This is a genomic window from Actinomyces sp. oral taxon 448 str. F0400 (genome assembly GCF_000220835.1).
Lineage (GTDB): Bacteria > Actinomycetota > Actinomycetes > Actinomycetales > Actinomycetaceae > Actinomyces.
The window spans coordinates 604,625-625,806 of the sequence record NZ_GL985606.1 but is presented as its reverse complement, the minus strand read 5'-3'; the positions used below and the strand labels follow the sequence as shown (position 1 = coordinate 625,806).

The 21,182-nt window shown below is 69.2% G+C and carries 13 protein-coding genes; 11 read left to right on the top strand and 2 right to left on the bottom strand.

Annotation, left to right across the window (positions count from 1 at the left end; all coding sequences use genetic code 11):
• Positions 1 to 69 precede the first annotated feature (69 nt).
• Both HMPREF9062_RS12405 and HMPREF9062_RS12400 read left to right on the top strand, forming a co-directional pair.
• Positions 70 to 612 carry a TIR domain-containing protein gene (locus HMPREF9062_RS12405; protein ID WP_009748480.1) on the top strand — a complete coding sequence of 181 codons (543 nt, stop codon included), beginning with the start codon at positions 70 to 72 and terminating at the stop codon, positions 610 to 612.
• A gap of 11 nt (positions 613 to 623) precedes the next feature.
• On the top strand, positions 624 to 1,517 hold the full coding sequence (locus HMPREF9062_RS12400) for a DUF4231 domain-containing protein (protein WP_083820005.1): 894 nt from the start codon (positions 624 to 626) through the stop codon (positions 1,515 to 1,517).
• A 483-nt stretch (positions 1,518 to 2,000) separates the two neighbouring features.
• Here HMPREF9062_RS12400 and HMPREF9062_RS02665 read toward each other — a convergent pair whose 3' ends face one another.
• Complete coding sequence (locus tag HMPREF9062_RS02665) at positions 2,001 to 2,264, bottom strand: type II toxin-antitoxin system RelE family toxin (protein ID WP_009748477.1); 264 nt, start codon at positions 2,262 to 2,264, stop codon at positions 2,001 to 2,003.
• Entirely contained in the window at positions 2,261 to 2,521 is a 261-nt protein-coding gene (locus HMPREF9062_RS02660) for a type II toxin-antitoxin system Phd/YefM family antitoxin (RefSeq protein ID WP_253270640.1), read from the bottom strand. Before HMPREF9062_RS02660 ends, HMPREF9062_RS02665 begins: the two co-directional genes overlap by 4 nt.
• 205 nt (positions 2,522 to 2,726) lie before the next feature.
• On the opposite strand from HMPREF9062_RS02660, the gene HMPREF9062_RS02655 reads away from it, so the two are divergent.
• From HMPREF9062_RS02655 to HMPREF9062_RS02615, 9 genes are all read left to right on the top strand, one after another.
• On the top strand, positions 2,727 to 9,224 hold the full coding sequence (locus HMPREF9062_RS02655; protein WP_009748475.1) for a DEAD/DEAH box helicase: 6,498 nt from the start codon (positions 2,727 to 2,729) through the stop codon (positions 9,222 to 9,224).
• A 10-nt stretch (positions 9,225 to 9,234) separates the two neighbouring features.
• Positions 9,235 to 11,670, top strand: a complete 2,436-nt coding sequence (locus HMPREF9062_RS02650; RefSeq protein ID WP_009748474.1) for a 3'-5' exonuclease — start codon at positions 9,235 to 9,237, stop codon at positions 11,668 to 11,670.
• Positions 11,671 to 11,881: 211 nt separating this feature from the next.
• Positions 11,882 to 12,250 carry a VOC family protein gene (locus HMPREF9062_RS02645; protein WP_009748473.1) on the top strand — a complete coding sequence of 123 codons (369 nt, stop codon included), beginning with the start codon at positions 11,882 to 11,884 and terminating at the stop codon, positions 12,248 to 12,250.
• Between the two features lie 188 nt (positions 12,251 to 12,438).
• Positions 12,439 to 15,000 (top strand): DEAD/DEAH box helicase, encoded by a 2,562-nt coding sequence (locus HMPREF9062_RS02640; RefSeq protein ID WP_009748472.1) that lies wholly within the window; start codon positions 12,439 to 12,441, stop codon positions 14,998 to 15,000.
• Between the two features lie 161 nt (positions 15,001 to 15,161).
• Entirely contained in the window at positions 15,162 to 16,043 is an 882-nt protein-coding gene (locus tag HMPREF9062_RS02635) for a sensor histidine kinase (protein WP_009748471.1), read from the top strand.
• A 6-nt stretch (positions 16,044 to 16,049) separates the two neighbouring features.
• Positions 16,050 to 16,778 carry a response regulator transcription factor gene (locus HMPREF9062_RS02630; protein ID WP_009748470.1) on the top strand — a complete coding sequence of 243 codons (729 nt, stop codon included), beginning with the start codon at positions 16,050 to 16,052 and terminating at the stop codon, positions 16,776 to 16,778.
• A gap of 153 nt (positions 16,779 to 16,931) precedes the next feature.
• Positions 16,932 to 17,990, top strand: coding sequence for an ABC transporter substrate-binding protein (locus tag HMPREF9062_RS02625; RefSeq protein ID WP_009748469.1), 1,059 nt, complete (start codon positions 16,932 to 16,934; stop codon positions 17,988 to 17,990).
• Between the two features lie 176 nt (positions 17,991 to 18,166).
• A complete protein-coding gene (locus tag HMPREF9062_RS02620; protein WP_009748468.1) occupies positions 18,167 to 19,921 on the top strand; it encodes an ABC transporter permease in 1,755 nt (584 codons plus the stop codon).
• 125 nt (positions 19,922 to 20,046) lie between these two features.
• On the top strand, positions 20,047 to 21,182 hold a 1,136-nt coding region (locus HMPREF9062_RS02615), incomplete at its 3' end, for an ABC transporter ATP-binding protein (protein ID WP_009748467.1).

Below are 21,182 nucleotides of genomic sequence, written 5' to 3'. Positions count from 1 at the left end.
ACCATCACCTCCCTCGAATCAACCACTCCCCACCACATCCCATCTCATCAAAAACATGAGGAGACTCCCATGACGACACTAGCCACCAAAACACGCCATAAGTGCTTCATCTCGTACCACCGGGACGACGAGCAAGAGGTCAAACAGTTTATTGATACCTTTGACCACGACCATGACGTGTTTATTGCGGATGGAATCGGCGCTGGCATGCCTGGCGACATCATCAACAGTAACGACGCCGACTACATTAAGCAACAGATTCGCCAAAGGCACTTGCGAACCACCACCGTAACAATCGTGATGATCGGCAGAAAAACTTGGGGAAGAAAATTCGTTGACTGGGAGATCGCTGCCTCCCTTCGTAACACCACAACCACCGCAGCAAGTGGACTTCTTGCCATCAGCCTCCCCTCAGTGCAATATTACTCCGACCTGCAGATCCCAGCACGCCTTCGAGACAATATAGACGGCGACCATGGTTACGCACGCTGGTGGCAGTATCCATCCAACTCCGACATTTTGGCGAATTTAATCGATATCGCCCACTCTGACCGAATCAAAAAAAGCCATCTTCGCAACAATAGCCGCCTACTCCGTCAGCGGAACGCATGATTAGAGGAAGTATGACCTTAACAGACGCTGATCTACCCGGCGCTTGGAGGAATGCGGACGATGAATCTAAGCGAGGTCAGCTGCTGACGCTATGGCTTACAGGAATCAAGATCGTAGGTGGCTTAACTGCCGCTATTGGAGGAGTATTTTCCTGGCGCCTTGGCCACATCGACCTTGCCGCATGGTTGATCCTTGCTGGATTTTTCTCAGCTTTTGTCTGCGAACTATTCTTTTTGAGACTTAAACCGGAACGCACATGGTACGAAGGAAGAGCTGTAGCAGAGTCTATCAAAACTCTTGCATGGCGATACGCGGTATGCGCAGACCCATTCCCAAAACGAATGACTCACTCAGAAGCAGAGACCATGTTTCGTCAGCGTATTTCCTCGATCGTCAACCAGATGTCAGACAGCATCATCTTCGATCGCTCAGATTCGGTAATCAGCAGCGGTATGAACACACTACGGCACCTTAGCTTCCCTGAGAGGCGCGACGCATACATACGAGGGAGAACTCTCAATCAACAGAAATGGTATTCAAAGAAGGCACACATCAATCAACACCGAGCCACCGCATCGTGGACACTACTCACCCTCATAGAGGTTTTAGCCATCGTGCTTGCTTCCGGACGTGTATTCGGAAAATGGGACATCGATTCAGCCGGACTGCTGGCCGCCACAATCTCTGCTGGCACGGCATGGGCGTCAGTCAAACAATATTCACCCTTAGCTTCTGCTTACTCGATAACCACAAAAGAGCTAGGGATTCAGGCTTCTAAGTTGAAAACTGTCCGCGAGGCAGACTGGGCTCTCGTGGCCGCAGACGCAGAGGAAGCGATTAGTCGAGAGCATACAACGTGGCTAGCATCTCGCACTGGACGCTTCTCCAGCTGGAAAGAAATCTAAGTTTTTTCATTATTCTTTTCTCACGTTCAAGTGGCCAAGTTCGAACGAATTTTGAATACAAACCCATGGCGACCTGAAACTTCCGCGAAAGTTGATGCGCCACTTAAGGTAGGAAGACCTGCATCCATTACAAGAACAGAGTCCCACAAGTCTCTGCGTGGCCGCATGGAAATGCACGACTCTTCAGGCGGCATGGAAGCGCTTGTTCGCGCCCTGTCGAGTCATGCCCAGCACACCCTCGACGACTTGCCATGACAGGCCGACATCACGTGTATCCATCACGGCCTCATCGAGCGCACACTCGGCGGCACGGAAGTGTATCTGCGCGACCACGATCTTTGCGAGGGCAGGATCATCGACCGTGGCCACAGGATCCGGGCCCTCCCCATTGTTGGCGTTCTCGATCTCGCAAGCATCTCTTCGGCAGTCCTCCTACTTCACTTCCTCCTCAAGAACTTCTCGCGCGCGGGCGAGCACCTGCAGCTACCTTCGGCGGTAGACCTCGCGGCGGTGGCCAACAGCGAGGACGAGGACTACCAGCGCCCCGTCGTCGATCTCGTAGATGATGCGGTAGTTGCCGGTGCGCACGCGCCACTCACCGTGCCCTCCGACAAGCTTCTTGGCACCAGCCGGGCGGGGCTCCTGGGCAAGCAGCTCCACGACAGCCTGAACCCGGCGTTGAGTGCGGCCATCCAGCTTGCGCACCTGACGGGCCGCCGCCGGGCTGATCCGGATCCGGTGAGTCATGCGAGCCCGAGGTCAGCCTTGACCTCGTCCCAGGGGATGGTGCCGTGCTCGGCGATCTCGGCACGGGCGGCGTCGGCGGCCTCAATGTCCGCCAGGTCCTCCGCCGCCTGGGTGAGGCGCTCCAGGTCATCGGCGTCGATCACCGCGGCGACGCGACGGCCCCGGCGGGTGAGGAACACGGGCGCGTGGGTCACCCGGGCGTCGTCGATGACATCGGCGAGCTTGTTGCGCGCATCGGTAACAGTCATTTCGGTCATAACGGACATTATGGACGAAAAGTGCGGAAACGTACATTACGTTACTTACAAGAGCCTCAGCCCTCACGCAGCCTGCGGTAACCTCTGGTCAGCGGGATCATGTTCCCGGAACGACGGCGATCCGCACGAGGCCGTGCCGGCCCCGGCCGACGCCGCTCCCGTCCGACATCCGAGTCCCACCACCCACAACCAGCGTGCTTCAGTCATGACCCTCCTGCTCCCGTCCCTCCAGGCCGAGCGCATCCGCACCTCGATCGTCGACTACCTATCGACGACCTTCGCATTGACGGATGCGCAGCCGCGGCGCGCTCTCGCGGACTTCCTCGAAGACTCCGAGCAGGGGGTCTTCGTCGGGCCCTTCGTCCGCCTGCGCCTGCCCTACCTGGCCGCGAGCGCTCGCTCCGGCATAGCCGACCAGCCCCTCGACTGGGACCCGGGCCTGGCCCCCTACCGGCACCAGGAGGACGCCTACCGCCGCCTGACCACCAAGAACGGCCACCGCCCCCAGCCCACGATCATCACCACCGGCACCGGATCGGGCAAGACCGAAGCCTTTCTCCATCCCATCCTCGACCACGTGCTGCGCGCCCGCGCCGCCGGCGTCACCGGCCTCAAAGCCCTCATCCTCTACCCGATGAACGCCCTCGCCACCGATCAGGCCGGCCGTCTCGCCCACCTTCTGACCACCGACCCCGCCCTGGCCAGCGTCACCGCAGCCCTCTACACGGGCGACTCCACCACCCAGGCCAGCAAACGCGTCACCGCCGACTCTCTTATCACCGACCGCTACGTCGTCCGCGATCATCCGCCCGACATCCTGCTCACCAACTACAAGATGCTCGACCAGCTCCTCCTGCGCCCTGAGGACCGCCGGCTCTGGGAGGTCTCGGCCGGCTCCCTCACCTACCTCGTCCTCGACGAGTTCCACACCTACGACGGTGCCCAGGGCACCGACGTCGCCATGCTGCTGCGGCGCCTCGGCCTGACCCTGCGCGCCCACCTGCCCGTCGACGACCCGCGCCGGGAAACCTTCACCGCCTCCCCGCTAGGGCCCGTGTGCCCCGTGGCCACGTCCGCCACCCTCGGTGACGGAAGTGATTCCTCCCGGATGCTCGCCTTCGCCCGTGACGTCTTCGGGACTGACCTGGCCGCGAACGCCGTTATCACTGAGACGCGCGCCGACCTCGCGCAGTGGGCCGAGACCCACAGCCGCGCCGCTGAGGCCACTGGGCTGGCCAGCCGCGCCCTGCGCCTGAGGTCCCTGACGGCCGAGAATCTGCAGGCCCTCGCCCGGTTCACCGAGACCGGCTCCCCCGAACCCGAGGCGCTTCTGCGCGGCGTCGTCGCCCGCCTGTACGACCTGTCCGACAGATCCGACGACGACACCGACGCCTCGCGCCTCGCTTCCGCCCTCCAATCCCACCCCGATGTCCTCGCCCTCATCCGCGCAACCGGGCGCGCCACCGCCCTGGCCGAGCTCGCCCGCACACTCATCGGCCCGGGCTACGACCCCGGGCTCGCCCGCCGAGCGCTCGCCGCCATCCTCGCCGCCCTATCCGCCATCCGCGCCGGCCTGAACGAGATACCGGACCGCCGCGCCGTCAGCGTCGAAATCACCCTGTGGGTCCGGGAGGTCACCCGTGTCGACCGGGCGCTGGACGCCGGGCCCGCCTTCCGCTGGGCCGACGCCGCCGATCGCGCTGCCGAGGACGACGCCCCCGCACGCCCCGCCCTGTATTGCCGCTCCTGTGGACGCTCCGGGTGGGGCATCGTCCTGGCCCCCACCGGCCAGGGTGAGAAGGACGACCAATCCGCCATCCGCCGCGACCACCTCCTCGGCGACACCCGCTTCCGCGCCCTCTTGGCCGCCCCCGGCGAGGACGCCGACTACCGGGGCCACCTCGCCGAGGGCGAGACCGGTCTCGAAGCCCGCTACCCCGGGCTGCGCTGGTACTCCGTCAACAACCGCGAACTACTGGCACATCCACCGCAGGACGCCGACCTGGAGACGAAGGAGGGCCGCATCCTGCCCGTCCTCACCCTCACCGGGGACGAACGAACCATCGCCGAGGACACTACCGACGACGTCTGCCCCTCCTGCGGCGCCCGGGACTCGATCCGCTTCCTCGGCTCCGCCGTCGCAACCCTCCTGTCCGTCACCCTCACCACCCTCTTCGGCGACGATGCCCTCGACGAGACCGACAAACGCGCCCTCATCTTCACCGATTCCGTCCAGGACGCCGCCCACCGGGCCGGATTCGTCGACCAGCGCTCTCACACCATGAGTCTGCGCTCGGCCCTGCGCAGCGCCCTCACCGCCGACATGCCCATCGACGCCTGGATCGACGCCGCCCTCGCCGCCGCACGCGGCAGCGCCTTCGACCGCTACCGGCTCGTCCCCTCCGCCCTCACCGAGCACGAGCGTTTCAAGCCCTACTGGGACCCGGACGCCCCCGCCCGTCGGCGCCGCACCGCCGAGAAGCACGTGCGCCGTCGGCTCCTGTTCGACACTGCCCTCGAAGTGGGCCTCCAATCCACTTACGGACGCACCCTGGAAGCCACCGGCTCCCTCACCGTGCACGTCGCCGGGGGCCGCGCGAGCGCTCTGATCCGCCTCGCCCGGCGGGCGCTCGGCAACAGCACCCAGGACACCCTCCCCGGCTTCGAGGGCCTCACCGAATCCACTCTGCTCACCTGGGTGCGCGTCACCCTGGAGCGCATGCGCCGCGACGGCGCCATCGACCATGAATGGCTTACCCGCTACAAGCGCAACGACGGCGCACGCCTGTGGATCTGGTACAAGCGCAACCGCCACCAGGGCCAGCCCGCCTTCCCCGCCGGCCGCACCGCCCCCGCTTTCCCGCAAGTCGGCGGACGCCTCAACACCCGCCGCTCCGCCTCCATCCCCGTGGCCTCCCCCCGCTCCTGGTACGCCGCCTGGACCGCCAAGTGCCTGCGAGTGACGCCCGCGCACGCCGCCCGCCTCGTTGCCGCGCTCCTGCACCACCTCGCCGAAGCCGATATCCTCACCGCCACCCGCACCGACTCCGGCGGCATCGTCTACGGCCTGCCCGCCGGTCGCGTCGTGGTCTCCCCGCTGCACGACGCCACGAGCGACGACCTCCTCCTCGTGTGCGACACCTGCCGCACCCAGCTGCCCGCCGCCGTCGCCACCGTCGACCAGCTCGACAACGCCCCGTGCCTGACCGCCGCATGCCCCGGGCGCCTGGCGGCCGAACCGCACCAGGCGGAAAGTTTCTACCGGGACATGTACTCCGGCGCCCATGTGCGCCGCGTCGACGCCCACGAGCACACCTCCCTGCTCGACGCCGCCGAACGGGCCGATGTCGAGACCGGATTCAAACGCCCCGAGCAGCGGCCCGGGGACCCCAACGTTCTCGTCGCCACCCCCACGTTGGAGATGGGCATCGACATCGGGGACCTGTCCACCGTCATGCTCGGCTCCTTGCCGAACACGGTCGCCTCCTACGTGCAGCGGGTCGGTCGCGCCGGCCGTCGAAGCGGTTCCGCTCTGGCGCTCGCCTACGTGCCCGGACGCCGCGACCAGCTACCGATCCTGAAGAACCCCGGCCGGCTCCTCGACGGAAGCGTCGCCCCGCCGTCGACCTACTTGGGGGCCGAGGAGATCCTCCGCCGCCAGTTCCTCGCCTCCGTCCTCGACGCCCTTGCCCGTGAGAACCACCCCGCCGTGCCCTCCGGGGGACGCGGGGGCGGCACCGCCCGCTCCGCCCTGGGGAACAACGGCGAGGGTTCCCTCATCGCCGCCATGTGCGAGCGAATCGTCCGCGACGGGGCGCTCCTCGTCGCCGTCTTCACCGCAACGTTCACCGCCGCTTTCGCCGACCGCACGCCCGCGCTGGAGCGTCTGGCCGCCTGGGTTCTTCATGACGACGGCGCCGGCCCCCGCGAGATGCTCGAGCGGGCAGTCGCCGAGCACCGCGGAGAGGCCGAGCAGCTGCACATCCAGGAACGACAGATCCGCGCGGCCCTTCCCGAGCTCATCGCGGCCGCGGACCGCCCCAACGCCACCGAGGAGGACGAACGGGCCCGCCGCGCCGCCGAGGGCGCTCGCAAGGCCGTCACGCACCGACTGCTCGATCTGGAGGAGGAGCACTGGGTGGCCGCCCTCGAACGCCACGGCATCCTGCCCAACTACGCCCTCATCGACGACACCGTGCGCCTGTCCGCCCGCGTGTCCTGGCGCGACCCCGACACTGACGACTTCCGCTCCGAGCCCTACGACATCTCCCGCGCCTCCGCCCACGCCCTGCGCGAGCTGGCGCCCGGGGCCACCTTCTACACCCGTGGCCTTCAGATGCGGGTCGACGGAATCGATTCCTCCGCTCTAGCCGGTCAAGCGCAGTGGTGGTTGACCTGCGAGTCCTGCGGCTACGTCGACGTGCACGATGCGCAGGAGAGTGCACCGGCGCCGCCGCGTCAGTGCCCCCGCTGCCGCTCCACCACCATCGCCGACGTCGGACGGGCCCGACGGGTCCTGCACCTGACCCGAGTCTTCGCGGACGTGTCCAAGGACGACGCCCGTATCGGCGATGCCAATGACGAACGCGTGCGCACCCGATTCGAGGTCCTCCCCTTGGCCGATTTCGACCCGAGTCGGGCGTCGCGTCAATGGAGCGTCCACGCCTCCGGATTCGGGTTGACCCGGTACCGCGGGTTGAACCTGCGCTGGCTCAACACCGGCAGGGCGCTCGCCGGGCAATCGGTCGACACGGTGGCCGGTGCGCCCGTCTCCTCACGCGACTTCAGACTCTGCGATGCCTGCGGCAAGCTCGACACGGACACCGGGGTCTCCACCGCCCGTGAGCACCGGCCTTGGTGCGAGCACCGCAACGACCCGGCCGAGCACGTCATTCAGACCGACCTCGCACGCGAGCTCACCACGGAAGCCATCGCCTTCGTCCTGCCCGCCGGTTTCGGCACCGACCCGGTCGGCGTGGCCTCTTTGGCGGCCGCCATCCTCCTCGGTCTGGAGATCACCACCGGCGGAACCCCCGACCACCTCGGCATCATCAGCGTTCCCCACCCCGTCACCGACGGGGACCCCGGGGAGATCCGCCCCGCTCTCCTCCTGCACGACACCATTCCGGGCGGCACGGGCTATCTCACCGATCTCGGCGGACCCGCTAGCCTCTGGGATCTCCTCGTGCGCACCGGCCAACGGCTCGAGGACTGCCCGTGCCGCGACGAGAAGGCGGTCATGTGCCACCGCTGCCTCCAGCCGCACGCCACCGGAGACCAAGTCACGCGCGCCGCCGCCCTGCACGCCATCCGTCAGCTCTTGGATCTCAACGAGAGGGACCTCTTCGCCGAGCTCGACCCGGCCGTGCCCACCTGGGCGGTCACCGACGAGGCCGTGCACGCCTCCAGCGGCGAGAGCCCGCTGGAGGTGCGCTTCCGCTCCGAACTCGCCATGCGACTGGGAACGGAGATGGCCGTACGCACCACCGGTGACCCCTCGGGTGCTCCCGCGCTCGAGATCGACGGCGGCCGCTGGAGGATCCGCCCTCAGCTCGACGCGGCGGGCGCCCGCCCCGACTTCACATGTCTGCGACCAGGAGGCCAGGTCCCCATCGCCATTTTCACCGACGGCCGCACCTACCACGCCACTCGCGCGCACAATCGCCTCGCCGATGATGCTACGAAGCGAGCCCGGCTGCGCGCCTCCGGCTACCGCGTCATCATGCTGGGCGCCGACGACCTCAACGATCCGTGGAATCCCGCCTGGCTCGACGAGGAGGCCGTCACCAGGCTCAAGAACGGGTCCCTCGGCCCGGCGCGCGCCGGCGGCATCACCGACCAGGCTATTGCCAGCTGGCGGGGCGGGCCCATGGCTCTCCTTCAAGCGATGCTCCTCAACGACACGGGCGGCCAGGACCTCGACGCCTCCGCCAGCAGCGCCCTGGCCGACTCCGTGTGGGGCCCGCTCGTCCTCGGCGCCGCGCGCGGAATCCCCATGAGCGCCACCGCCGCTCTGAGGTACGCCCCCGCCGCACGCGTCGAAGCAGATCCGCTCTGGGAGGCCCTGCGGGCGCTGCGCCCCGACGAGGACCTTCCCGATCCCGCCGGCACCGACGCCCAGACGTCCGGCTCCGTCTTCACCAGTCCCCACCTCGCCCTTGCAGTCCAGCTCACTGGGACGTCCACCACCGGTATGGCGCTCGTGCTCGACGACTCCAACGAGGCACTCGAGTCCCCCGATCATGCCGAGGCCTGGCTGGCCTGGCTGAGGTTCAGCAATGTGCTCGCCCTCGCGCAGGCGCCCGTGGACATCACGACCACCAGCCTCGCCCTGAACGAGCTCCGCGACCGCGCCGCCGCCGAGGCCGTCGCCACCGCCGCCGGAGCGAGCCCCGAGGCGATGAGCGACCTCGGGTGGAACGACGTCGACCGTGAGTTGACGCCACCGGCCGTCCTCGCGCTCCTGCCCCACCTCGCCACCGCCGGCGTCGCTCACGGGGAGGACGGCGTCGAGGTCGCCGGCGGCATCATGACGGATCTGTCGTGGCGGGACCAGCGAGTCGCCGTCGTCGCCGATCCGCTGGACGAGGACGTCAACGCCCTCACGACCTCCGGTTGGCGTGTCGTAGGGGTCGGGGACAATACCGGTGAGAACCCCGCCGAGCTCGCGGCCCGCATCACCGCGCTCCTGGAAGGACACTGAGGACACTGACATGGCTGCGATCGTCTGGCCCAGCAGCAAGACCAAGGACGCCACCACCAGGGACCCGTCGCTGAGGGCGAAGATCGGCCCTTTCATCACCAAGCTCTCCACCATGAGCACGAGCGCCGGCCTGCACCTGGAGCACATCCGAGGCGCCGCCGACCGGCGCGTGCGCACCGCCCGCGTCACCGGCTCCTACCGGGCCGTCCTCTTCCAGATTGACACCGAGGGCGAGCCCGTCTACGTCATCCATGGAATCTGGCCGCACGACGAGGCCAACAGGATCGCCGAGTCCATCACCGTCGGCGTCAACCCCTACAACGGAGCCACCGAGGTCACCCGCATCCAGGACTGCGTCCAGCAGGACGCGAGGGCCGTCGAGCAGGCACGACGCACGGCCCGGGCCGAGCTCGCCGCCGCCAGACGCGAGGCCGACGAGCTCGCCCGTGAGACGGCGCGGATTCAGGCGGCCAACGTCAAGACGCGCCGCAGGAACGCTCGGGCGAGAACCGCGGAGGCGGACGGCGGCGCGCCCGTCGCGACGCGACCGCGCAACGTCACGGCGTCGGCCGTGCCCGGGGCCGTCGCCGCTCCCAGACGCGACCAGGCCCCCACCTGGCCCGAGGGGCTGACCGTCGAGACGCTGCGCGACGAGCTCGGCATCGACGTGCGGCTGGGTGCGGCGGCGCTCGCCGCCGCCCACGAGTCCCAGCTCCTCGACCTCGTCGCCACCGCCCGGGTCGCCTGGCAGGGCGAGGCGCTCCTGTGCCTAGCGACGGGCGGCACGATCGAGAGCGTCCGCGAGGACTTCGAACTCCTGCACCCGCAGGACGTCGCCTCCGACCCCACTGACGCCGACCTCATCGCGGGCCTGCGCACCCGCGCCGCTCGCTCCACCTTCACCTGGCTCGAGACCGACGACGACCTGCGCCGGGCGATCGAGGGACTCACCTTCGACGAATGGCAGGTCTTCCTCCACCCGCAGCAGCGCGCCCTCGTGGACCGTCGCACCAACGGCCCCATGCGCATCTCGGGCGGCGCCGGAACCGGGAAGACCGTCGTCACCGTGCACCGTGCCGTGGCCCTGGCCGAGCGCGACATCGCAGCCGGTGAGAAAACGCAGATCCTGCTGACGACCTACACGCGCAACCTCGCCGACGACCTGCGCCGTCAGGTCTCTCAGCTCGACCCGGAGATCCCCATCGCCGACAGGATCGGTGAGCCCGGCGTCCTCGTCAGCGGCCTGGACAAGGTCGCCCGCGCCGTCCTCCAACGCGCCGGCGACTCCATCGCGGCGACGGCGGAGCAGGTCATCGGCCGGCACCGCACGCGTATCCTGTCCTACTCCGGGGACAACCTGTGGCAGGAAGTGCTCACCCTCGTGGGCGGGGAGCTTCCCGAGGGGCTCCGGTCCGCCGACTTCCTCGCCTCCGAGTACGAGCTGGTCATCCTGCCGAACCACATGACGAGCCTGCGCCAGTACTTGAGGGTCCGCCGTCCGGGGCGCGGCGTGGCCCTCGATCGACGCAAGCGCGCCGCCGTCTGGAAGGCCATCGAGAGGTACCGGGACCGCAACGCCGACCTCGACGCCGCCTCCTTCTCCGAGCAGCTGGCGCTGGCCGCCGCCTGGCTCGACCGTCAGGCGGCGCAGGGCGCGGACCGACTGTTCCGGCATGTGCTCGTCGACGAGGCGCAGGATCTCACGCCGGCGCACCTGCTTCTACTGCGGGCCCTCGTGGAGGACGGGCCGGACGACCTGTTCCTGGCCGAGGACTCCCACCAGCGGATCTACGGTAAGAAGATCACGCTCAGCCATTACAAGATTCATGTGCGGGGGCGCTCACGGCGGCTCACGCGCAATTACCGGACGACCCGCCAGAATCTCAACCTCGCCTTCGAAGTTCTTGAGCCGGGCGCGTACGAGGACATGGAGGGAGAAGCCGAGGAGCACCGGTACGTCTCTCCGAGGTCGGGGCCGGAACCCGTCATCATTCACGCGCGAGAGCGGGCCGACGAGCTTGAGAAGGCCTCCGAACTGCTGCGCATATGGCTGAAGGAGGACCAGGAGAACGGCGAGAGCGCCCCGGAGACCATCGCGATTCTGGTGCGCGACCGCTACCAGCGCGACGCCGTCGCCGCCGGGCTCGCCCAGCACGGTATCGACGTGCGCGCCGTCGACCGTGAGGCGGTCAGATGCGGCCGGCCGGTCGTCATGACCATGCACCGGGCCAAAGGACTGGAATTCCGCAAGGTCCTGCTCTTCGACGTATCCGCGACCGCCATCCCGCGCTCGCTTCGGGACCAGCAGTATTCCAAGGCCGACCGGGCGGACGCGATGCTGCGCGAGCGCTCGCTCCTGTACGTGGCGGCCACGCGCGCCCGCGACCAGCTCGCCATCTCCTGGAGCGGGGAGGCGAGCCCGTTGCTGGAGGGGATCGTCTCGTAAGCGCATCGGGACGAGCACGCGGACGTCCAGCATCGACGCAGCCGGCTCGGCCGCCTGCTCCAAGAAGCGGCGCGGGGCGCCGCGCGGACGTGGTGGCCGACTTCCAGTCCGGCGGAAACGACGGCAGCACGATCCATGTCAGAAGGTTGACACTCTTTTACATGTCAGTATATTGACATGTTGAGGATGGATCTCACGGAAGGACACGACCATGACCGTCACCGGCCCGGACTTCGTCAGCCTGCAGGTGCGCGATCTCGAACGCGCCGCCCGGTTCTACCAGGACGGGCTCGGCCTGTCCCGCGCGCCGCAGGCGCCGCCCGGAGCCGTCGTATTCGCCACGACGCCGATCCCCTTCGCCGTCCGCGAGCCCCTGCCGGGCACCGACCTGGACGCCGGCCCCGGACCGGGGACCGGCGTCGGCCTGTGGTTCCGGTGCGATGGCGTCCAGACCCTTCACGCGAAGCTCGTCGAGCTCGGTACGCCCATTCTCAAGGGCCCGGTCCCGGGCCCCTTCGGAACGACCTTCACCCTGTCCGATCCGGACGGCTACGCCGTCACCATCCACGGCGAGGACTGAGACCCGCGCGCTGCGGCACCGATCCGCTCAGTCGCGTCGGAGACGACGGCGGCGGCACGGCCGCGCCCGCGCCCCGGAGAGGGTCCGGCAGCCGGCGATCGCCGTCGTGTCACCGCACGCCGCGCCCGCACCCTGAGGAGGGTCGCAGTCCCGCCCCGCCGCCCCGGCCCTGCGGCACACTTGGCCCCGTGCCCGACCAGCCGCTCCACGCCCCCGTCCGCGACCTCATCGGACTCCTGGAGTCCATCGGCGCGCGCGAAGAACGGCTCGTCCACCTCCAGCGCACCCCCGCGCGCCCCGCCCGCCACAGCGACTGGCCGACCTGGGCCGACCCCGACCTCGTCGCCGCCTGCGCCCGCCTCGGCATCGCCCGCCCCTGGACGCACCAGACCGAGGCCGCGGAGTCCCTGCACGCCGGCCGTCACACCGTCATCTCCACCGGCACCGGCTCCGGCAAGTCCCTGGCCGCCTGGCTGCCGGCCCTCTCCGACAACCTGACCGCGCAGGGCGGTCCGGACGACGTCCCCGGTACCGGTACCGCCCGCGCCCGCATCTCCGCCGTCGGCCGCCGCCCCACCACCCTCTACCTCTCCCCCACCAAGGCCCTGGCCGCCGACCAGGACGCCTGCCTGACCCGCCTCGTCGCCGAACTGGAAGCCGTGCAGCGCGAGGCCGGCGCCCCCGCCGGCTCCCTGCGCACCGTGCGCACCGCCACCTGCGACGGCGATACTCCGCTCGCCGAACGCGATTGGGCGCGCGCCCGCGCCGACATCGTGCTGACCAACCCCGACTTCCTCCACTTCTCCCTCCTGCCCGGCCATGAGCGCTGGACCCGCTTCCTGCGTTCGCTGCGCTACATCGTGGTCGACGAGTGCCACGCCTACCGCGGGATCCTGGGCGCGCACGTGGCTCTCGTCGTCCGCCGTCTCCTGCGCCTGGCCCGCCGGCTCGCCCCCGACTCCCCCGGACCCGCGGTTCTGTGCGCCTCCGCAACGGCGGCCGAACCCGCCCTCACGGCCGCGCGTCTCATCGGGGTCGCACCGGAGGCGGTGACCGCCGTGACCGACGACGCCGCCCCCGCCGGCGAACGCATTCTCGCCCTGTGGCAGCCGGCCCTGCGCGACCCGCGGACCGTCTGGGAGGGGCCCGCCTCACCCGGGGTCGAAGCCCCGGACCCGGCCGCCGACGCCTCTGCCTCGAACGGCTCGGGCCCGGCCGGCCCCGGCGCGCTCGACCTGGCGGAGGATCCGGAGCAGCGGCGCTCCGCCGTCGTCGAGGCCGCCGAACTGCTCGTCGACCTGCTGAGCGCAGGCGCTCGCGCCCTGGTGTTCGTGCGCTCGCGCCGCAGCGCCGAGGTCGTCGCCGAACGCGCCCGCCGCACTCTGGAGCTCCGCCTGCCCTCCCTCGTCGACACCGTGGCCGCCTACCGGGGCGGCTACCTGCCCGAGGAGCGCCGCGCCCTGGAGTCCGACCTGCGTCGCGGGCGCCTGCGCGCCCTGGCGACCACCAATGCGCTCGAGCTCGGCATCGACGTCACCGGGCTGGACGCCGTCATCATCGCCGGTTGGCCGGGAACGCGTGTGAGCCTGGGCCAGCAGGCGGGGCGCGCCGGCCGGGCCGGCGACCGCGGCGTCGCCGTCCTCATCGCCAGCGACAACCCGCTGGACGCCTACCTCGTCCACCACCCGGAGGCCGTCTTCGCCGCTCCGGAGGCCACCGTCTTCGACCCGGCCAACCCCTACGTGCTCGCCCCTCACCTGTGCGCGGCCGCATCCGAGGCGCCCCTGCGCGAGGCCGACATCGCCCTGTTCGGCCTGGAGGACGAGTCCCTCCTGACCGACCTGGTCGCCCGCGGCGCCCTGCGACGCCGGCCCGCCGGCTGGTACTGGAACGCCTCCCTGCCCGGCCGCCCGCAGGATCTGACCGCCCTGCGCGGGGACGGGCCGCCCGAGGTGCCGGTGGTCGAGGCCGCCACGGGCGCGGTGGTCGGCACGGTCGACGGCGCCGCCGCGGATTCGACCGTGCATCCCGGCGCCGTCTACATCCACCAGGGACGCTGCTACGTCGTGGACGAGCTGAGCGAGGAGGCCGCGATCGTCACCGAGAAGGCGGCCGTCGGCTATCGGACCCGTTCGTGCGCGACCTCGAGCGTGCGGATCATCGCCGAGCGCGAGACCCGGCAGTGGGCGGACGGGATCCGCTGGTCCTTCGGGTCGGTGGAGGTCACCAGCCGGGTGACGGGCTACATGAGGCTCGCCCTGCCGGGGATGGAGGTCGTCTCCCGGCATCAGCTGGACATGGCCGAGCATATCCTGCCGACGGCGGCCGTGTGGTGGACGGCACCGGAGGCGGCCGTCGAGGCGGCCGGGATCGCGCCCTGCGACATGCCGGGCGCGCTGCACGCCGCCGAGCACGCCTCGATCAGCATGCTGCCGCTGCTGGCCACCTGCGACCGATGGGACATCGGCGGCCTGTCGATCGCCGTGCACTCGCAGACGGGGGCGCCCACGGTCTTCGTTCACGACGGCCACGCCGGCGGCGCGGGCTTCGCCGAGCGCGGCTTCCGGGCCGGGCGCCAATGGCTGGAGACGACCCTCGCCGTCGTCGAGGGGTGCGGGTGCGCGACCGGATGCCCCAGCTGCGTGCAATCGCCCAAGTGCGGCAACAACAACGAGCCGCTGAGCAAGACCGGAGCCATCGCCCTGCTGCGGCTGCTGACCCGGGCGGCGCCCGATCCCGCCGCCGAGTAGCACGCGTCGGCGCCGGGCCGCATCCGACGACGCGACCGCGCCGTCGGGCAGCAGATCCTGGCGGCGGGGCGAAGATCCACGCGCCCCGCGCGCAATCGGTCCGACCCCGGCCAGGACCCCGGGGCCGCACCCACTGCACCACCGCCTGCGACACTGACCTCGTGCTTCTGATCGTCCTCCCGCTCCTCCTCGCTCTGGGCGCGGCCGCCGCCCTGGCCGCGATCGCCCGGCACCGCGCCCGTCTGGCGCGCGCCGAAACGCAGCGCCTGCGCACCCGAGTCGCTGAGCACGCAGCCCCGCGCGACGCCCTGGCCCACGAGATCCGCACTCCGCTCAGCCTCATCCGCGCCTCGGCCGAGCTGCTCGCCGAGGAGACCCCCGGCGATCTCAACGAAGTGCAGCGCCGCTTCGTGGCCACCATTCTCGACAACACCGAGCAGGCCATCGGCATGGCGGAGGATTTCCTGACCCAGGCCCGCCTGGACCATGAGCTGTTCACCCTCCATCTGGAGTCCGTCGAGCTGCGCCGCCTCGTGCGCACTCTCATCCAGGAAATGCGCCGCACCGTGGCCGCACCGATGCGATTGCAGGAGCACGGCGCCCCCATCCGCATGGTCGCCGACCGCAGACTCCTGCGCCAGGCGATCGCCAATACGGTGACCAATGCCGTGCGCCACGCGGGAGAGCACGCCACCATCACCATCTCGGTCAGCAGCGAGGAGGACACCGCGCTCATCACCGTCGCCGACAACGGACGCGGCATGACACGGGCCCAGCGCGAAGCGCTCTTCACCCCCTTCCGCTCCCAAAACTCCCTGGAGGCGCCTGTCAGCCGCGGCGTGGGACTGGGCATGGTCGTCACCAAGCAGATCCTCACCCTGCACGGCGGCAGCGTCCTGGTGGACTCCCTGGCCTCGCGCGGGACCTCCGTCTACCTCACACTGCCGATCCGCCCATCCGTATCGAACGGGCTCGAGCCGGGCTCTCCCGGCGAGGGCGGCCGTACGACTCCCGATGCGGACCCGGCGTCGAAGCATGAATAGCGGGGCATGATAGGAACGGAAGGAGGCATCGTGGATACGACCGCCGGCACCTCGCGTCCCCTGGGGCTCGTCGTCGATGACGAGCCTCAGATGCGCTACGTCATCACCTTCGCACTGGAGACCCAGGGCTTCCGGTGCGTGAGCGCCGCCGACGCCGAATCGGCCTGGGAGCTGCTGAGTGAGGAGTCATTCGACCTGGTCGTGCTCGACGTCATGCTCCCAGGGCTGGGCGGGGTGGAGCTGTGCCGGCGGATCCGCGCCGCCGCAGCCGTCCCCATCATCCTGCTGACGGCTCTGGGGGATGAGGAGGACCGAATCGCAGGCCTGGAGGCCGGCGCGGACGACTACGTCACCAAGCCCTTCTCGCCGCGCGAACTCGCCCTGCGAGCCAGCGCCGTCGTGCGCCGCACCGCTGCGGGGACGGGCGACGTCGTATCCAACGGAGCGCTGAGCGTGCAGGCCGCCACGGGCGAGGTCGCCTGGGAGGGCCGGCCGATCCCCCTGCCCGACACCGAGGCCCGCCTCCTGGCCGCCCTGGCCCGGCACGCCGGCTCCGTCCTGACCTGGGCGGACCTGCTCAACGAGGTGTGGGGAACAGCGGAGTCCGCAGGAGGGCGCGAGATGGTGCGCACCACCGTCTACCGGCTGCGCCGCCACCTCGGACGCCGGAACGCGCCCCCCGACCTGGTCGTCGCCGCGCGGGGGCAGGGCTACACCATGCCGCGGCTACCCTGAAACGCCCGAGGGGCGGCCGGAGGACGTACAATCCGATCGATTAATAACAGGGTTGTCATCACTCGTCACCGACGTGACCGGCTCAGCATCCGCCTTTCGAGCGATCATAGGACCAGCGGCGCGACGCGGCGCCGCCATTGCGAAAGGTTCCCCATGTTCTCCCATCGCAGGGCGGGCGCCCTTCTCGTCGGCGCTCTCTCCTTCAGCCTCGCGCTGGCCGGATGCGCCGGCAAGACGAACTCCTCCGACGCCGACGGGGCCGACGACGGCCCCATCACCATCGCGTGCGGCGCCATGGAGGACCTGTGCAAGGCCTGGACCGACGCCTTCACCGAGAAGACCGGCATTCCGGCGACCTATGTGCGCCTGTCCTCCGGCGAGACGGTCGCGCGCCTGGCGTCCGCCAAGGACAATCCCGAGTTCGACGTGTGGCACGGCGGTCCCGTCGACGGTTACGGGGAGGCCGTCAACCAGGGACTCATTGAGTCCTACTCCTCGCCCGAGGCCGCCGCCATCCCCGACAAGTACAAGGACCCGGACGGCAACTGGACCGGCGTGTACGTCGGGGTCCTCGGCTTCTGCTCCAACAAGAGCCGTTTGGACGCTCTCGGCGTCCAGGCCCCCGATTCGTGGGACGACCTGCTCGATCCGGCTCTCAAAGGTCAGATCTCCACCGCCCACCCCTCGACCTCCGGCACCGCCTTCACCACCCTGTGGACTCAGGTCACCCGTCTCGGCAGCGAGGACGCCGGTTTGGACTACATGCAGCGGATGCACTCCAACGTGCTCCAGTACACCAAGTCCGGCACCGCCCCCGGACAGATCGCCGGGCGCGGGGAGGCCGCCGTCGGGCTGGTCTTCTCCCACGACTGCGTGAAGTATCAGGAGGAGGGGATGAGCGACCTGACCGTCTCCTTCCCCTCGGAAGGCACCGGCTACGAGGTCGGCGGCGTCGCCCTGGTCAACGGCTCCAAGCACAAGACGGCCGCCCAGAAGTACATCGACTTCGCGATCTCCGCCGACGGGCAGAACGTGGGGCAGACGGTCGGCTCGTACCAGGTCCTGACCAACCCCGAGGCCGACCATTCCGACAAGATGGTCGACCTGGACTCCGTCAACCTCGTGGACTACGACTTCACCGCCGCCGCGAAGGCCAAGCCGAGCCTGACGGCCCGTTTCGACGACGAGATCGCCACGGCCCCCAAGGAGTAGATCAACCAGACCCGGCGTCCGGTGCGCGGCGGACGGAATGATCGCCGCGCGCCGGACGCATTCGCCAAGCGCACCGCCCCGGCCGCTCCGGTCAGCGACGGATTCCGTCGCCGACCGGGAGACGGCCGCCCGCCGCCGACCCCATCGACCCGCCCCTCCCACTGATCCGAGGCCCCATGTCCGCCACCGCCCCGTCCTCCGACGCACCGGCGCAGCCCCGTCGCGGGATCGCCCGCAGCCGGTCCCGCGACCGCACGAAAGTCCGTCAGGACCCCGTGACGCTGACCATCACCGGCATCGCCACCCTCCTCCTCATCCTGCTCGTCGGGCTGCCCCTCATCAGGGTGCTCGCCGAGGCCTTCTCCGGGTCCGGCCTCGACGTCCTCACCGGCCTGTTCTCCTCGAAGACGAACCGCACCATCGTGGTCAACACGCTCGTCCTCGGCGCTGTGGTCGGGGCGCTGGGCACCGCCGTCGGGTTCGCACTGGCCTATGTCCAGGCCCGCGTCGCCTTCCGGGGGAAGCGTCTGTTCCACCTCGTATGCCTCATCCCCATCGTCTCCCCGCCCTTCGCGGTGGCGACGGCGTCGATCACGCTATTCGGGCGCAACGGCATCATCTCCAAGCAGCTGCTGGGTCAGGAGTGGAACATCTACGGGCTCAGCGGACTGACCCTGGTGCTGACGCTGTCCTTCTTCCCCGTGGCGTACATGAACCTCCTGGGCATGTTCCGCAGCCTCGACCCGGCCATGGAGGAGGCCGCCTCCTCGCTGGGGGCGAGCCGCTGGACGATCTTCCGCACCGTGACCCTGCCCATGGTGATCCCCGGCATTGCCGCCTCCTTCCTCCTGCTGTTCGTCGAGGCGATCGCGGACCTGGCCAACCCCCTGGTCATCGGCGGCGACTACACGGTGCTGGCCTCGAGGGCCTATATCGCGATCACCGGCGACTACAACACGGCTGCCGGGGCGGCCTACTCCCTCGTGCTGCTGGTCCCCTCGCTGCTGGTCTTCCTCCTCCAGCGCTATTGGTCCAAGCGCACCTCCACAGTGACAGTGACCGGAAAGCCCGCCGGGTCCGTCAAGCGGATCCGCGACAACCGGACCCGCATCCCGCTGCTCACGCTGGCGGTGCTCATCCTCGCTCTGGTCGTCATCGTCTATCTCGCGGTCATCGCGGGGGCATTCGTGGAGATCCTCGGCGTCAACAACTCCTTCACGCTGCGCCACTTCGACTACATCCTGTCCGGAATCGGCAACGACGCCATGATCGACACCACGATCCTGGCGCTCATCGCCACCCCGATCGCGGGGGTCCTGGGCATGGTGATCGCCTGGCTGGTGGTCGTCCGTCTGCGCCGCGGCGCCGGGATCATGGACTTCATCGGCATGCTCGGCCTGGCCGTGCCCGGCACCGTCATCGGCATCGGCTACCTGGTGACCTACAACGTGCCGGTGGCCATCGGCCCGATCAACGTCATCCCGCCGCTGGCCGGAGGCGGTGCGGTCGCAGCCGGCGCCATCGCCATCGTCATGGTCTACGTAGCCCGCTCGACGCCGGCCGGGCAGCGCTCGGGCGTGGCCAGCCTGCACCAGATCGACAAGGCGATCGACGAGGCGTCCACATCCCTGGGCGCCTCGGGGCTGGCCACATTCCGCCGGGTCACCCTCCCGCTCATCCGTCCCGCCTTCCTGGCGGGCCTGACCTACGCCTTCTCCCGGTCGATGACGACTCTGTCACCGATCATCTTCATCACGACCCCGCACACGAAGATCATGACCTCGCAGATCCTCGCCGAGGTCGATGCCGGACGCTTCGGCAACGCCTTCGCCTTCTGCACGGTCCTGATCCTCATCGTCATGACCATCACCGGGGTTATGAACCTGCTCGTCAAAGACCGGCGGGTCCGCGAATCGGGCGCGACGCTGTGAGCGGAACCGTGAACAGGACACCGCGCAACCGCACCGCCGACTCGAGCCGCACCGCCGCAGGACGGTCAGACCATCGGGCCATCCCACTTGCCACCAGGACTACGAAGGACCACCAGGACCCAACCATGAGCACCATCAACGACACCGCGACCGCCGGCCACCTCCAGCTGTGCGACGTCACGAAGGTCTTCGCCAACCGGGGCAAGGACGTCACCGCCGTCGACCGCATCAGCCTCGACATAGCACCGGGCGAGTTCATCACCCTCCTCGGCCCCTCCGGCTGCGGCAAGACCACGACGCTGCGCATGGTCGCGGGCTTCGAGGACACCACCTCCGGACGGGTCGTCCTCGACGGGGAGGACATGGTGACCCTGCCGCCCAACAAACGCCCCATGTCCATGGTCTTCCAGTCCTACGCCCTCTTCCCCCACCTGAGCGTGCGCGACAACGTCTCCTACGGCCTCAAGCTGCGGCACCTGTCCGCCGACGAACTCCGTGAGCGCGTCGACGTGGCACTGGCCTCGATGAACCTGACCGTGCTGGCCGATCGCGCTCCCAACGAGCTCTCCGGCGGCCAGCAGCAGCGGGTGGCGCTCGCCCGCGCCATGGTGGTGCGCCCCAAAGTGCTCCTGTTCGACGAGCCGCTGTCCAACCTCGACGCCAAGCTGCGAGTGCGCATGCGCCTGGAGATCCGCCGCCTGCAGCAACGCATGGGCATCACGTCCATCTACGTCACCCACGACCAGGCCGAGGCCATGACCATGTCGGACCGGATCGTGGTGATGAACGCCGGGCGCATCGAGCAGGTGGCCACCCCCGAAGAGATCTACCGCCGCCCCGCCAGCGTGTTCGTGGCCGACTTCATCGGACGGGCCAACTTCCTGGAGGCCACGGCCGGAGCCGTCGTCGACGATGCGGTCGGGGTGGACGTCCTGGGACAGCACCTGGAAGTACCCGCGCATCCCGACATCCGCGAGGGCGACGAGCTGAGCGTGGTCGTACGGCCCGAGTCGGTGCGCCTGACCCGTGCTGAGGCGGGGGACGACGCGGGCGGCCGGAGCGGTGAGCTCGCCGGTAAGCGGGGCACCGTGCTGACCTCGGTCTTCTACGGCGACCACGTCGAGTACTCCGTGGAAACAGCGCACGGCACGCTCGTGTGCGTCGAGTCCGACCCGGAGGCGGAGGACATCCACACCGAGGGCGACGACGTCGAGATCGGCGTCGAAGCGCGTCGCGCCTGGGCGCTGCCCGCCGCCGAGGG